Consider the following 14,167-nt stretch of genomic DNA (forward strand, 5'->3'; position numbering starts at 1 on the left):
ACTTACTATAATGAAAAGTGATAAATTTAAAATTTATAATAAGTAGGTGTACCAATATGGCTGACGTTATCACATTACAAGATTCATATAAACAAACAATTCACCAATTAGCCGGACATGGCAATAGGGATGTCCAGGTATTAAAAGAAGCTTTCCAAAATATTGATGGGAGTTTGCTTAGTGATATTTATGGAAGTGGGAAAGTCATTGAAGATTTTCAGGATAAAATGGCTGCCTTGTTAGGGAAGGAAAAGGCGGTCTTTTTTCCAAGCGGAACGATGGCCCAGCAGATTGCTTTGCGAATTTGGTGTGATGAAAAAGGCTTCCCAAAGGTTGCATACCACCCTTTAAGTCATCTCGAGATTCACGAGGAAGATGGGTTAAAGGAATTACATAAAATTGAAACGGTTTTACTTGCTGACAAGACACGTGTGATAGAGCTTGAGGATGTAAAGACAATGGGAGAGGGGATTTCCTGTCTCTTGCTTGAGCTGCCTCAACGTGAAATTGGCGGGCAATTGCCTAGCTTTGAGACTCTTGTTCAAATCTCTGAGCATTGCCGTAACAATGGAATTAACCTTCACCTAGATGGAGCTCGTTTATTGGAAGTCCTCCCATATTATAAAAAATCCGCAGCTGAAGTTTGTGCCCTTTTTGACAGTGTCTACATGTCCTTCTATAAGGGAATTGGCGGCATTGCAGGAGCAATTTTGGCGGGAGACAAAGAGTTTATCAAGAAATCAAAAGTTTGGAAAAGAAGATACGGCGGGGATTTGATCAGCCTGTATCCTTATATCCTTTCAGCGGACTATTATTTTGAAAAGAGATCCGGAAAAATGGGGCAGTATTACGAAGATGCTAAGGAGCTCGCGTATCTGTACAATTCATGTTATGATTTTTCAACTCTTCCGGAAGTTCCTGTTTCAAATATGTTCCATGTCCATATTCCGCATTCAAAAGAGGAAATGGAAGCTATTATTATAGAAGTTCAGCAACAAACTGGTGTTGGCATCACCAATCATTTAAGAGAAACTGGAGAAAATTCCTGTTATTTTGAAGTGAGTTTGGGGGATCGTTATGCGGAGATTCCAAAGGACATTTTGAAGGAAGTATTTAAGCTTCTTGATGACAAGATGAAGCAGAGGTTCCATATTAAATAACCGCATTAGTTACTTTGAAAAAATAAAACGAGCACCAATAAAACTTTATCAAATTTCATAAGGTTATAAAATAAGCAATCCTGCTGAAGCAGAATTGCTTATTTTTATTCTATAAATTCAGTTTTAAATAGTGCTGTATTCGCTTGAATGTTCAAGCTCTGAGTGGATGCCCACAGATTTGAAAGGAATCTCGGCATCATTTGCTGTGATGGCATGATGCCATATCTTGAAAAATAGATAAACAGTTTCAGGTAAGTGCGTGCATTACCAGGAAGGTGAATCTTTTTTGCGTAAAATTCATTCTCCGTTACGGTAGCAAAAGAGCGTGTTTCAAAGCCAGAGATGAACCGGGTTTTTTCACTTTTATATTCATTTTCAATGAAATGAATCTTTTTAATGATCGTTGGGTCGTCTGTTCCATCGTAGTTTGCAAGCCTTGCCTGGTGAAAAGCAGGGACGGAAGCCAAATCATCAACAAGCGATAAAACATGACCATATGCTTTGTCATGGCCTTCGTATAAAGGAGTAAGTTTCAAATCTTCTAGCAGATCCACCAATTCCAGTGTTTCATCTTTTAAATATGGCGGCCTGAAAATTTGCCTCGAAAGTTTCAGCTCATCCAATGATTCACAAACAAATGATGTAAAAAAGTACCATTGTCCGTTGTTATCAAGGCTCAAATCATATGCGATTCCGTCATTCTCCAACAGATAATCCTTAAAACGATCCCCTTTGTCAAAAGTGAAATCTCGCTCGGAGTCCTTGCCCGGTTTAAAGCCAAAAGGAGGTTCAATAGGGACTGCTATTTCTGAAAATAATTTATTCTTCAAGTTGTGACACACCTTTTTATGTATTTAGAATCGTCATAGTAACAGATTTCCCGTTAGTGAGGGTAATGAAAACATGTCATCAAACTTTTATTGGCGTTTTCATATTTATATTGTCGAATTTCACAATGGTTTAAAATAATGAAAGTCCTTGGCATGATAAATCACTATGATGCAAAGATTGTTAAATACGTTTAATCTATTAATTTTTTTAGGACTATTTTATAATATGATGAAGGGGAGGTGAAAAACATGTTGGAAGAAAGATTCGACCGAGTTGAGGGCATGCTTACTCAAATGCTTACAATAGTTGGGAATATCCAAACTCTTCAACAGGAACACGGCAAGAGGCTGGATTCTATCGAAAAGAGATTGGATAACTTAGAAGCAAGAATGGACTCATTGGAAACAAGAATAGACTCATTGGAAGCAAAAATGGATGCCTCTGATGCTAAAAATGATGGGCGCCATAGTGAAATTATGGATCGATTCAATAGATTAGAAATGGATCAGGACTTTATCTGGGAAAAAGCTGCACGTAATGAGAGAGAACTAGAGCTGATAAAAAGAAGGCTGAGCTGAAGATTATTGCAGTCCTGCTTTGTAAAATTAATCTTACTAATTCATTTTATTATCACTATGTTCCTCTTAAAGAGTAATTCTTCCGCATGTTCCTTCCACATAATAATCCTCAAATGAAAAAACAAAACCAAGATAAAAATAAATATGGTCGTGTTGCTGGCAAGTCAATCAGATGGCATAAACCATCATAATCCAGGACAGATTTAATAGAAATTTGTTTTTTTGTGATGCATACGATATTTGAATACCAAACTGGAAAACGTTCAGAGCTATTATTCCTGAACGTTTTTTATAATTAGAATAAGTTGTTTTTGCATAGCAAACTGAGGGATGGAGCTCTATTTTAGTAAATACGTCTATGAAAAAATTTGATATAATTGTCTTAATAATTAAAAAACGTGCAAAAGATAGAAGGGTGATCACATGCATAACCTTCGCTATTTATGGGAGCCTTTTTTGGCATATGGCCAGTTGTTCGAGGTGGAGAGGAATAAAGTGGTTTATCACCAGGGAGAGGCTGGCCGCGGGATCTATTATTTGAAGACGGGGGAGGTTAAGGTAACGCTTCTTTCGGATCATGGGGACGAGCGGATCATTAATATCGTTCCGCCTGGGATGCTGTTTGGTGAGCATGGTGTTCATGGGGAGCCCTATTTAACCAGCGGTACGACGACTTGTGCGTCAAGAATTTATTTTTTTTCAGATGAAGTGATTGCGAAGATCTGCAAGGAACATCCCGATGCAGCAATGATTTATACAGATTCACTCATCTATAAGTTTAGGACGCTCGCAGAAATCATCGCTCACCTGGATAGCCCTGTTGAACAGCAAATGGCTTTTTATTTGCTAAAACTTGTTCAGGAGAACGGGAACGCCTCGATGAATCAGACTGCTTTTTCGAAGTACATTGGCACTTCCCGGATTACCGTGAACAAGATTATTCAGAAATGGAAGCAAAGAGATTACATAGAGCTTAAAAAGCGTGAGATCATCATAAAAGATTTTGATAAAATCAGGGCCATTGCCAGCAATGCACAACAGTAATACAATCATGTAATTTCATGCTCAGCCAACCAGGTTTCTTAAGAAATCTGGTTTTTTTATGTAGTATTTTCGTTTTTGGATGTCAACAACTCCGGCTTCCTGCCATTGTTTGAGGACTTTATATACGGTAATGCGTGTGAGTCCTGTACAGCAGGCGAGGTCTTGCTGACTGATTGGAATTTCGTAATTTTTGAATTCATCACAGATGTTGTGGAGCAGAACAGCTAGTTTTTGTTCTGATGTAAGCGCATTCAAATTAATCCGATCTAAAAGGATTTTCATTTTATGAATAACGCTTTTTGAAAAGAGTTTGAAGAGTTCTGGATGGGCGATCATCAGTTTCCTGAATTCGTCTGAAGAGAAGTGATAGACAACGGAATCTTTGACGGCTATAGCGGTAGTGAAATGTGTGTTTTGATCAAGTGACTGAACGCCCAACAGCTGGTTGGGGATGACGATGTTCAGCATATTTTCTTTTCCAGTGGCTGTTTCAGTGATGATCCGTACTAGCCCTTTATGCAGGTAGTAAAAGCCTTCGCCGTTTTTTCCTTGCTGATAAATGTATTCCTTTTTCCTAAAAAACTGGCGAGTTCCGTATTTTAGATAGGCCTCCCAGTGAAATACATCCTCATAAACCGTAACCATACCATTACCTCCCAAAATCAATTTTGGATTTGAAGCTTTGCCATGATTGCTAATTACTATAATCATAGGTGAAATAAGGCTTAATTTCTATAATAAGTTAGATAATTTAGACTTTTAAGAAAACTAATTCTGAAAAAATGTTAAATAGGCTACAGTTACGTTCAAAATTTAGTATTACAATTCAAATTGAATTTTCAATTAATTTTATCAGGAGGGTGTATATGGGAATAAGGACTGGGGCTCAATATATCGAAGCAGTTAAAGCACGTAAACCTGAGGTATGGCTTTCTGGCAAGAAGGTGGAAAATTTGTTTGAGGAGCCGGTGTTCAAGCAGCCAATTCTTGAAATCGCAAGGCTGTATGATATGCAGCATGATCCGGAATTCCAGGATAAAATCACTCATGTATGTGAAGAGACAGGGGAGAGAGTCAACAACTCGTTCCTTGTTCCTAAGAGCTATGAGGATTTGGTAAAACGCCGTAACGTATTCGAAGCGTATGCAAAGGCAACCTTCGGACTGATGGGAAGAACACCCGATTTCTTGAACGTTGTTGTGACTTCCATGTACTACAATTCCTGGTTCTTTGAAAAATACAATCAAAACTGGGCTGAAAATGTCCGCAACTATTATAAACATCTTCGCGATAACGATATCTTCTTAACACACGCAATCATTAACCCGCAAAACGACCGCAGCAAGACTTCTCACGAACAGAAGGATGAGTTCACACATCTTGGCGCAGTAAAGGAAACACCGGATGGTTTGGTGGTAAGAGGAGCAAAAATGCTTGCGACACTTGCCCCAATCACTGATGAAGTCATCATTTATTCATTCCCTGGCTTTGCACCTGGAGATGAGAAGTATGCTTTAGCATTTGCCATTCCAATTGAAACACCAGGTCTGCGCATCATCTGCCGTGAACCGATGCAGGATGGAACTCGTTCTTTCTTTGATCATCCGCTTGCTTCAAGATTCGAAGAAATGGATGCCTTGCTTGTTTTTGATGATGTAGTCGTTCCTTGGGACCGCGTTTTCTTATATAACAACGTTGAAGCAGCCAACAGGCTATACCCAATGACAGGTGCAGGACAGCAGCCAGCACATCAATCAGGTGTCAGGGGTCTTGTAAAATTGGAGTTCGCTACACAAGTTGCCATGAAGGTAGCTGACACAATTGGTGTTGATGGATACCTAAATGTTCAGGACCAGCTTGGAGAACTTGCACAGTCGCTTGAGTCGATCAGAGCGCTGTTGAAGGTTGCCGAATATGAGCACACCATTACGGAGCACGGAGAAGCGATGCCAGATTATGTAGCTCTTGAAACGATTCGCGGCCTGCTGCCAAAAATGTATCCACGCGCGATTGAAGTCATGCAAATTGTAGGAGCTGGCGGATTATTGATGTCACCAACAGGCGCTGATTTTGACGCTGTTGAATTACGCGAGTCGATTGATAATTACTATGTTGGACGCGAAGGTGTATCTTCACTGGAGCGCGTCGGCATTTTCAAACTTGCATGGGATTTGTGCGGGGAGGCGTTTGGACAGCGTTTGCTGCAGTATGAGCGCTATTACACAGGAGACCCGATTCGCAAGAGAGGTATTTTCTATAACAACTATAAGCGTCAGGCAAAACTCGATATGGTTGAGGAAGCGTTAAAGGGATGTCAGCTGGATAATAAGGAAGCGCTTACAAAATAAGTGCGAATCACAGGAGGAGAAGGTCAAATGAAAGCACATGTATACACTACTTTGGAATTGCCGCAATCGATTGTGGCAATTGGCGCCTTTGATGGTGTCCATCGTGGCCATCAGGCTGTCATCAGGCAGGCGGTGCAAAGAGGCCGAAAGCTGATGGTGCCGAGTGTTGTGTACACATTTGATCCTCCGCCAAGAGTGTTTTTTCAAGGAGTAAGGATGCTGACGACTGTGGAAGAAAAACTATTTAAAATGGAAAAGCTTGGAGCTCACCATTCAGTGGTTGCAAGGTTTGATGAGATGTATGCAAGAAGAAGTGCATATGAGTTCATTGAGACTTTAGCGAAGCTTAACCCGCTTGAAGTCATGGTTGGCGGTGATTTCAGATTTGGGAAGGACCGTCTTGGGGATATTGCTCTGCTGGAAAAGTACTTCCAGGTACGGGTGACAAAGCCAGTGTGCTGCTCAAAGGGAAGTCCGATCTCTTCCACAAGAATCAGGCAGCTGCTATCTGAAGGAGAGGTTCACCTGTCGAATACCTTATTGGGATGGACGGCAGGAAAGTAGGATTCTTGGCGGAAAGCAGGATACCCTGCAGGTGCGAATCTTTTGTACCGGCAGGCTCTAGTATCAATTTTACAAGAATAGGAGGGTACGAGATGAAATTATTGGGGATCTCCGGCACGATCATTGGTGCCAAAACAGGCATTGTCGTTCGTAAAGTGCTTGATGATGTGAAAAAGAAGTATCCGGAAATCGAGGTTGAAATGCTCGATATGATGGATTACGACGTCCAGTTCTGTGATGGACGAGATCCATCGACGTATTCAGATGATACGAGGACAGTGATTGAAAAGGTTTCAAATGCGGATTTCTATATTATCGGAACACCAATTTTTCAAGGGTCGATTCCGGGTGTGCTGAAGAATTTGTTTGACTTGATCCATCCTGATGCGTTCCGTAACAAAGTGATGGGGTTTGTAGCCAATGGGGGCACTTACCAGCATTTCCTCGTGATTGAAAATCAGCTGAAGCCGATTGCCGGCTACTTCCGCGCGTTTGTGGCACCGAGCTATGTTTACGCAAACTATGATCATTTTAACCGGGAGAACGAGATAGTGGATACGGATTTGCTTCAGCGAATTTCGCTTTTAGCGGATGAAGTGGTGCATATGCAAAAATCGCTTAAGGGAAGCTGTGCTGAGGTAGCGGAGTAAATATAAAGTAACCGCAGTGAACCTTTTTGTTTTTAATTACCAATAATAAAGTTATGTAAACAATGGTAAAAACCTATCATGTTTTCTAAATTTATGTTCTTTAAAAAGTAGACAACGCATGCACTCAGTTTTACAAGATTCGAAGGGAGACGAGGAAATATGAAAAGCCAATTTGTTCCGATCAATCTTTTGAAGTTTATTGAGGAAAATAGAGACCAGCTTAAGCCACCGGTGAACAATAAAGTCATCTGGAAGGATGCCGAGCTGATGGTGATGCTGTTGGGCGGCCCGAACAAGAGACGGGATTTCCACGTTGACCCGTCCGAGGAAATTTTTTATCAAATCCAGGGCAGCTGCTATGTAGAGGTCATCAATGGTGAAGGCAAGCGTGAAGTTGTTGAGGTAAAAGAAGGGGAAATGTTCCACCTGCCTGCGAATGTGCCGCACTCACCTCACCGAGTGCCGAATACAATCGGTCTTGTCATTGAACGCAATCGTGCTGCAGGCGAGCTTGAAGATTTTGTCTGGTTCTGCGACAAGTGTGACCACGAGATGCACCGCGCAACCATTCAGCTAACGAATATCGAAGTTCAGGTGAAAGAAGCGATTGCCAGCTTTAACGGAAATGAAGAGCTACGAAAGTGCAAGAACTGCGGTTATGAAATGCCACCAGAAGCGAGTGAATGGAAATGCGAGTAGACTTCCATACGCATATCATTCCGGAAAATTTCACTGAACTCACGAAGCGCTTCAGCGGGGAGAAATGGCCGACGCTAGAGCGAACATGCGCATGCGGTGCCAACATCATGCTGGCAGGCAAGGTGTTCCGCGAGGTGACTGACCAGGTGTGGAGTGCCGAGAAGCGTATAAAGGATATGGAACGTGAAGGGGTCGACATGCAGGTACTGTCACCGATTCCTGTGACATTTTCCTACTGGGCACCTGCTGAGGAAGCAGAAATTTTAGCAAGGGTCCAGAATGATTTCATTGCCGACATTTGCAACCAGTTTCCATCGAAGTTCATAGGGCTTGGTGCGGTGCCGCTGCAGAATGTCGAAGTGGCGATCCGTGAAATGGACCGCTGTAAACATGAGCTGCGCTTGAGCGGAATTGAAATTGGCACGAATGTGAATGGTGTTAACCTTGATGACCCTCAGTTCATTGAGTTTTTTGAAATGGCGGAGCAATGGGATGTTCCTTTGTTTATTCATCCGTGGGAGACACTTGGCAAGGAGCGAATGCCGCGTCACAACTTGATGTACACGGTGGGAATGCCGAGTGAAACGGCACTTGCAGGAGCGAGCCTGATTTTAGGGGGCATCATGGATAAGTTCCCTAAGCTTAAAATCTGTTTGGCTCATGGCGGAGGGGCGCTGCCTTACCTGCTGCCCCGTTTGGATCAAGGCTGGAAGGTTTGGCCGCATCTGCGTTTACTTGATAAGCCGCCGAGCCATTACGCGAAGCAATTTTACTATGACTCATTGGTGAATGAGCCTGTGAATTTGAATTACTTATTGCAGAATTTCGGACATGAGCGAATCATCATGGGTTCGGATTATCCGTTCCTGCTGAGAGAAGTGCCTCCAGGTAAGGTGATTGACGACACGCTTGGTCTTTCAAAGGCACAAAGTGATGCGATGCTCGGTAAAAACGCTTTGAAATTCTTGAACATACCTGTAAAAGTGGGGAGTTGATTTTATGGAGAAGGCATTAGTTACACCTGAAGAACGGCTGATGGAATTAGGCTTCAATTTGCCGGCTGCCCGCCCTGCTGCAGGGAATTATGTGAGCTGCGTGAGGACGGGAAATCTCATTTTCACATCGGGCCAGGGTACGAATGAATACCGCGGCCGTCTTGGCGAGGATGTATCGGTTGAGGTCGGTTATGATGCTGCTAGGCAGTGCATGCTTAATTTGCTGACGGTTGTGAAGCAGGAGATTGGTGAACTGAGCAAAGTGAAACGAATCGTGAAGGTGCTTGGCTTTGTGAATAGCTCGCCTGATTTTACCGACCAGCCAAAAGTGATGAACGGTGCTTCCGACTTGCTTGTCCAGGTGTTTGGTGAAAGAGGCAAGCATGGAAGGTCAGCGGTGGGCATGGCTCAGCTGCCGCTTAATAACGCAGTAGAGGTTGAAATGGTCGTGGAAGTAGAGGATGAGGAGGCTGGTTTGGGATGAATCTGACTCAACCACAGGTAATAAAAGACGCAAAGCTGTTTATCAATGGTGAATACAGGGATGCGATCTCGGGTGAGAGCTTTGATACGATTGATCCTTCGTCGAATAAAAAACTTGCTTCCGTGGCGATGGCCGGTGTAGAGGATGCTAAACATGCAATCGACGTGGCGCAGCGCACATTTGACAGTGGTGTGTGGAGCGAGATGCCGGTTGCGGAGAGGTCGAAGATTTTGTGCAAAATGTCTGATTTGGTTATGGAAAAGGTGGATGAACTGGCACTCGTCGAGACGCTTGATGTTGGGAAGCCGATTAAAGAGAGCCGCGGTTTTGACATTCCACGTGCAGCCGCAAATCTTCGCTTTTTTGCCGAGATGGCGAACTATATCAATCATGAACACTATGACCAGGCGCGGTATATGTCTTACTCGAAATACGCCCCGGCTGGTGTTACAAGTTTGATCATTCCTTGGAATCTGCCATTTATGCAAATGACATGGAAAGCTTCTGCAGCGATGGCAGCCGGGAATACGGTTGTTGTGAAGCCGGCATCATACACGCCTTTGAGTGCCGTGATGCTTGGTGAGATTGCTAATGAAGCTGGTCTTCCACCAGGAGTATTAAATATTATTACAGGTCCTGGAGGCTCAGTTGGCACTGAGATGACGCGAAATCCATCTGTACGCAGGATTTCATTTGTTGGGGACAGCACGACTGGCCGTACTGTCATGCAGAACGCCGCATCCCAACTGATTCCAGTATCGCTTGAGCTAGGCGGAAAGTCTGCAAACATCGTGTTTGAAGATGCTGATTTGGATGAAGCAGTGGCTGGATCAATTGAAGCGATTTTTCGGAATCAGGGTGAAATTTGCCTTGCTGGCTCCCGCTTGCTTGTACAGGAGAGCATTTATGATGTGTTCATGGAGAAGTTTGTTGCTGGTGCCAGGACAATTAAGGTTGGCAATCCGCTGGATGAGTCAACTGATATGGGCGCGCTAGTTTCTAAAGGTCATTTGGAGACGGTCGATGAGTATGTGCAGATTGGGTTAGCGGAAGGCGCAAAGCTTGCGATTGGCGGTAAAAGAGTGACTGGCCTTGGCGAAGGTAATTTCTATGAACCTACTGTTTTATATGATGTCGACAATAAGATGCGCGTCGCTCAAGAGGAAATTTTCGGGCCGGTATTGGTTGTCATTCCTTTTAAAACAGAAGACGATGCAGTGCGAATCGCGAATGACTCGATGTACGGTTTGGCTGGCGTTGTTTGGACAAATGACCTGCGCCGCGCCCACCGAGTTGCTGCCAGAGTAAACGCTGGATTGCTGTGGATCAATTGCTGGTATTATCGTGACCTGCGCACACCATTTGGAGGCTCCAAAGCAAGCGGAATCGGACGTGAAGGCGGAAGGCATAGCTTTGAATTTTATACTGAGGCTAAGACGATTACGATGAAGCTTTGAAAATTTGTTGGCTTATATTGGTAATTTTAGTCGGGTCAAAACCTAAAATTGGTCGTACTGGTGATAAATCGATTCTAACTGGTAATAAAGCCGGGCCTACTAGTAATAAGCGATTTCAAGTAAAAATTAGCAGGAGTAAGTGTTGAAATAAGCACCCTATAAGTATCGATTTGGGTCCAACTGGTGAATTATTGCTCCCAACTGGTGAAAAAACGGCTGCAACTGGTGAATAATTCATTTCAACTGGTGAAAAAACGACTTCAACTGGTGAATTAAGATTTTTCACCAATTTAATTCGACTAATAAATTAAGATACTAATCAAATTAGCTTTAAAAGGGTTGAATTTTAGCTAGGGCTAGCTCATTTTTTCATAACTTTATAGATAAAAAGGAGGGTAAGCAAATGAACAACGTGATAGATCAAATCGCGGATACACTTATGGAGGCGGAGCGCAGCAAGCAGGCTGTCCCGCCGCTGACTCAGCAATATACGGAGCTGAATGTGACGGATGCGTATAACGTCCAGCTGGAGGTTTTAAAGAGAAAGCTGAGCGAGGGGCGCACCGTAATTGGCAAAAAGGTGGGTCTCACTAGTGTAGCGATGCAGAAAATGTTAGGAGTGGATGAGCCGGATTATGGCCATTTACTTGATGATATGAAGGTGGAAAATGGCGCAAAGGTGAAAGTAAGAGATCTTCTCAGCCCGAAAATAGAAGCAGAGATTGGATTTGTTTTAGCTGAAGATTTAAAAGGTCCTAATGTCACTTTCCTCGATGTTCTGATGGCGACAAAGTATGTCGTGCCGACGCTGGAAATCATCGACAGCAGAATAGCCGATTGGAAGATTGGCCTGGTTGATACAGTCGCTGATAATGGATCCTCTGCCATGGTTGTGGTAGGAGATGAAATGGCAGAAATCGATGGATTGGATCTCCGTAGTGTGGGGATGATTTTATCTAAAAATGGCGAGATGGTAGCGACTGGTTCAGGAGCGGCGGCTTTAGGGCATCCTGCTCACGCTATAGCATGGCTTGCTAACAAGCTTCATGAATTCGGAATCTCCCTTAAAGCGGGTGAGTTAATCCTGCCTGGTGCGCTTTCAGCGGCGATTGCCGTTGAAAAAGGCGACACTATTACGGCACAGTTCGGTCAGGTTGGTTCAGTATCTGTCACATTTGAGTAGGAGGTGTGAAGTTTGGCAAAAATCAAGGCAGCAATCATTGGGTCTGGAAACATCGGGACCGATCTCATGTATAAGCTTGAGAGAAGCAAAGTCATCGAGCTGACGGCGATGATCGGCATTGACCCTGAATCAGATGGATTAAAGAGAGCCAAAGAAAAAGGGTATTTAGTCTTCCATAATGGAATTGATGCGTTAAAGGAAAACCCTGATATAGCTGATATTGTTTTCGACGCAACTTCGGCGAAAACGCATGTAAGGCATGCAAAAGTGCTAGCGGAATTAGGCAAGCTGGCGATTGACCTGACACCTGCAGCCAGAGGACCATTCGTCAGTCCGGCTGTTAAAACGGATACTTATCTGGATGAGAAGAATGTAAACATGATTACGTGCGGCGGGCAGGCAACGATTCCAATCGTATACGCCATCAACTCTGTAGCAGATGTGAGCTACGCAGAGATTGTTGCAACCATTTCGAGCAAGAGTGCTGGTCCTGGAACACGTGCAAATATTGATGAATTCACAATCACAACGCGTCGAGGCATAGAGGAAGTTGGCGGTGCAGATAAAGGCAAGGCACTGATTATCCTGAATCCAGCTGAGCCTCCAATCCTGATGCGTGATACGATTTATTGTGAAGTGAAAAATATGGACGAAGCTGCAATCACAAGATCAATCGAGCAAATGATCGAAACAGTGAAGCAATATGTGCCAGGTTACCGCATGAAGCAGGAGCCAATGTTTGATGGTAACCGAGTAACCGTTTTCCTTGAGGTTGAAGGAGCTGGAGATTATTTTCCTGTGTACGCCGGTAACCTTGACATCATGACAGCTGCTGCAACTCGGGTGGCTGAGGATTTTGCTTGCCATATGCTGGAGAAGCAGAATGTAAAAAGCGTCTAGCTTGTAAGATTAAACATGCCAAGACTGTAGTGACAAGCGTCTAGATTATTAGACTAAACATACCAAGACAGTAGTGACAAGCATCTAGATTACTAGATTAGACATACCAAGACAGTAGTGACAAGCGTCCGGATTGGTAGATTAAACATACCTAGACAGTAAAAAGCGTCTAGCTCTATAGAGTTATTTTTACTTAAAGTTGTGTATCAAAAAGTGTCTTACCGAAAGGCTGGGTGAATTTTTTTGAAGAGAAAAAGTGACAAGCCGATTAAGATTACAGAGGTTTGCCTGCGTGACGGCAGTCATGTGATGCAGCATCAATATACGGAGGATCAGGTGCGCCGTGTGGCTCGTGAGCTGGATGATGCCGGAATGCATTATATCGAAGTGAGCCATGGTGACGGTTTGGGTGGTTCGACGCTGCAATATGGGAAATCGCTTGTTGATGAGATGAAGCTGATTGAAGCGGCTGTTAATGAGTGCAAGCAATCAAAGGTGGCGGTGCTGCTGATCCCGGGTATTGGGACGGTCCATGAGCTGAAACAGGCGCGTTCCCTCGGAGCCGAGCTTGTCCGTGTGGCTACACATGTGACCGAGGCGGATGTTTCAGCCCAGCATATCAGCATGGCAAGGGAGCTTGGCATGGAATCATTGGGATTCCTGATGATGGCGCATATGGCTCCGGTTGAAAAGTTGGTGGAGCAGGCGAAATTGATGGAAAGCTATGGCGCGCAGGCTGTGTATGTGACTGATTCTGCGGGAGCGCTTTTACCAGATGAAGTTCGTGAAAGGATTTCTGCTTTGAGAAATTCATTGTCGATTGAACTTGGCTTCCATGCGCACAATAATTTGTCGCTTGCTGTTGCTAATACCCTTGTCGCGATTGAAGAGGGTGCGACTCGGATTGACGGCAGTATCCGCTGCCTTGGAGCTGGAGCAGGTAATGCACAGACAGAAGTGCTTTTATCCGTATTGGACCGAATGGGGGTCAATCTTGGCATTGATATTTATAAAATGATGGATGTTGCTGAGAATACGGTTGGTCCAATGATTCCTAGGCCACAGGAAATTAATAGAGGCAGCCTGGTGTTAGGTTATGCAGGCGTGTACTCTAGCTTTCTGCTTCATGCTGAACGTGCGGGGCAGAGATTTGGCATTGATTCAAGGGATATTTTAATAGAGCTGGGTAAAAGGAAAGCGGTCGGCGGCCAGGAAGATCTGATTCTTGATGTGGCTGCGGAATTGGCAAAAACTCAGAAACTGGAGGTGTAGGG

At 43.7% G+C, this 14,167-nt stretch carries 15 protein-coding genes; 13 read left to right on the plus strand and 2 right to left on the minus strand.

The genetic code is table 11. The features are described 5' to 3' along the window. Positions 1-56 precede the first annotated feature (56 nt). Positions 57-1,160 carry a threonine aldolase family protein gene (locus tag AABM38_RS11640; RefSeq protein ID WP_423410532.1) on the plus strand — a complete coding sequence of 368 codons (1,104 nt, stop codon included), beginning with the start codon at positions 57-59 and terminating at the stop codon, positions 1,158-1,160. A gap of 104 nt (positions 1,161-1,264) precedes the next feature. Here AABM38_RS11640 and AABM38_RS11645 read toward each other — a convergent pair whose 3' ends face one another. Continuing rightward, positions 1,265-1,990 carry a hypothetical protein gene (locus tag AABM38_RS11645; protein ID WP_423410533.1) on the minus strand — a complete coding sequence of 242 codons (726 nt, stop codon included), beginning with the start codon at positions 1,988-1,990 and terminating at the stop codon, positions 1,265-1,267. Between the two features lie 249 nt (positions 1,991-2,239). Here AABM38_RS11645 and AABM38_RS11650 point away from each other — a divergent pair, with 249 nt between their 5' ends. Both AABM38_RS11650 and AABM38_RS11655 read left to right on the plus strand, forming a co-directional pair. Next, positions 2,240-2,569 (plus strand): hypothetical protein, encoded by a 330-nt coding sequence (locus AABM38_RS11650; protein ID WP_423410534.1) that lies wholly within the window; start codon positions 2,240-2,242, stop codon positions 2,567-2,569. Positions 2,570-2,992: 423 nt separating this feature from the next. Continuing rightward, positions 2,993-3,613, plus strand: coding sequence for a Crp/Fnr family transcriptional regulator (locus tag AABM38_RS11655; RefSeq protein WP_423410535.1), 621 nt, complete (start codon positions 2,993-2,995; stop codon positions 3,611-3,613). Between the two features lie 21 nt (positions 3,614-3,634). Here AABM38_RS11655 and AABM38_RS11660 read toward each other — a convergent pair whose 3' ends face one another. Continuing rightward, positions 3,635-4,258 (minus strand): Crp/Fnr family transcriptional regulator, encoded by a 624-nt coding sequence (locus AABM38_RS11660; RefSeq protein WP_335377565.1) that lies wholly within the window; start codon positions 4,256-4,258, stop codon positions 3,635-3,637. A gap of 221 nt (positions 4,259-4,479) precedes the next feature. Here AABM38_RS11660 and AABM38_RS11665 point away from each other — a divergent pair, with 221 nt between their 5' ends. From AABM38_RS11665 to dmpG, 10 genes are all read left to right on the plus strand, one after another. Beyond that, complete coding sequence (locus AABM38_RS11665) at positions 4,480-5,961, plus strand: 4-hydroxyphenylacetate 3-hydroxylase family protein (RefSeq protein WP_423410536.1); 1,482 nt, start codon at positions 4,480-4,482, stop codon at positions 5,959-5,961. Between the two features lie 27 nt (positions 5,962-5,988). Then, positions 5,989-6,525, plus strand: coding sequence for an FAD synthetase (locus AABM38_RS11670; protein WP_423410537.1), 537 nt, complete (start codon positions 5,989-5,991; stop codon positions 6,523-6,525). Between the two features lie 92 nt (positions 6,526-6,617). Then, the gene (locus AABM38_RS11675) at positions 6,618-7,175 is read left to right on the plus strand and encodes an NADPH-dependent FMN reductase (protein WP_423410538.1); all 558 of its coding nucleotides are present in this window, start codon (positions 6,618-6,620) and stop codon (positions 7,173-7,175) included. Between the two features lie 159 nt (positions 7,176-7,334). After that, the gene (locus tag AABM38_RS11680; protein WP_423410539.1) at positions 7,335-7,874 is read left to right on the plus strand and encodes a 3-hydroxyanthranilate 3,4-dioxygenase; all 540 of its coding nucleotides are present in this window, start codon (positions 7,335-7,337) and stop codon (positions 7,872-7,874) included. Then, the gene (locus AABM38_RS11685) at positions 7,859-8,869 is read left to right on the plus strand and encodes an amidohydrolase family protein (protein WP_423410540.1); all 1,011 of its coding nucleotides are present in this window, start codon (positions 7,859-7,861) and stop codon (positions 8,867-8,869) included. Before AABM38_RS11680 ends, AABM38_RS11685 begins: the two co-directional genes overlap by 16 nt. Before the next feature lie 4 nt (positions 8,870-8,873). Next, a complete protein-coding gene (locus tag AABM38_RS11690) occupies positions 8,874-9,353 on the plus strand; it encodes a RidA family protein (protein WP_423410541.1) in 480 nt (159 codons plus the stop codon). Further along, positions 9,350-10,810: an aldehyde dehydrogenase gene (locus AABM38_RS11695; protein ID WP_423410542.1), complete on the plus strand. Its 1,461-nt coding sequence runs from the start codon at positions 9,350-9,352 to the stop codon at positions 10,808-10,810. The genes AABM38_RS11690 and AABM38_RS11695 overlap by 4 nt, the downstream gene beginning before the upstream one ends. Before the next feature lie 403 nt (positions 10,811-11,213). Further along, on the plus strand, positions 11,214-11,993 hold the full coding sequence (locus AABM38_RS11700) for a 2-keto-4-pentenoate hydratase (RefSeq protein ID WP_423410543.1): 780 nt from the start codon (positions 11,214-11,216) through the stop codon (positions 11,991-11,993). A gap of 12 nt (positions 11,994-12,005) precedes the next feature. Next, entirely contained in the window at positions 12,006-12,893 is an 888-nt protein-coding gene (locus tag AABM38_RS11705; protein WP_423410544.1) for an acetaldehyde dehydrogenase (acetylating), read from the plus strand. 243 nt (positions 12,894-13,136) lie between these two features. Beyond that, positions 13,137-14,165, plus strand: coding sequence for a 4-hydroxy-2-oxovalerate aldolase (gene dmpG, locus AABM38_RS11710; protein ID WP_423410545.1), 1,029 nt, complete (start codon positions 13,137-13,139; stop codon positions 14,163-14,165). Positions 14,166-14,167 lie beyond the last annotated feature (2 nt).

Source organism: Heyndrickxia sp. MSNUG (genome assembly GCF_049532715.1).
Classification (GTDB): domain Bacteria; phylum Bacillota; class Bacilli; order Bacillales; family Cytobacillaceae; genus Mesobacillus.

Excerpts from the sequence above, each read along its gene's own strand:
- AABM38_RS11675 (WP_423410538.1), top strand. The coding sequence starts at position 6,618 with ATGAAATTATTGGGGATCTCCGGCACGATCATTGGTGCCAAAACAGGC.
- AABM38_RS11700 (WP_423410543.1), top strand. The coding sequence starts at position 11,214 with ATGAACAACGTGATAGATCAAATCGCGGATACACTTATGGAGGCGGAG.
- AABM38_RS11680 (WP_423410539.1), top strand. The coding sequence starts at position 7,335 with ATGAAAAGCCAATTTGTTCCGATCAATCTTTTGAAGTTTATTGAGGAA.
- AABM38_RS11690 (WP_423410541.1), top strand. The coding sequence starts at position 8,874 with ATGGAGAAGGCATTAGTTACACCTGAAGAACGGCTGATGGAATTAGGC.
- AABM38_RS11670 (WP_423410537.1), top strand. The coding sequence starts at position 5,989 with ATGAAAGCACATGTATACACTACTTTGGAATTGCCGCAATCGATTGTG.
- AABM38_RS11640 (WP_423410532.1), top strand. The coding sequence starts at position 57 with ATGGCTGACGTTATCACATTACAAGATTCATATAAACAAACAATTCAC.
- AABM38_RS11685 (WP_423410540.1), top strand. The coding sequence starts at position 7,859 with ATGGAAATGCGAGTAGACTTCCATACGCATATCATTCCGGAAAATTTC.
- AABM38_RS11665 (WP_423410536.1), top strand. The coding sequence starts at position 4,480 with ATGGGAATAAGGACTGGGGCTCAATATATCGAAGCAGTTAAAGCACGT.
- AABM38_RS11660 (WP_335377565.1), bottom strand. The coding sequence starts at position 4,258 with ATGGTTACGGTTTATGAGGATGTATTTCACTGGGAGGCCTATCTAAAA.
- AABM38_RS11695 (WP_423410542.1), top strand. The coding sequence starts at position 9,350 with ATGAATCTGACTCAACCACAGGTAATAAAAGACGCAAAGCTGTTTATC.
- AABM38_RS11655 (WP_423410535.1), top strand. The coding sequence starts at position 2,993 with ATGCATAACCTTCGCTATTTATGGGAGCCTTTTTTGGCATATGGCCAG.
- AABM38_RS11650 (WP_423410534.1), top strand. The coding sequence starts at position 2,240 with ATGTTGGAAGAAAGATTCGACCGAGTTGAGGGCATGCTTACTCAAATG.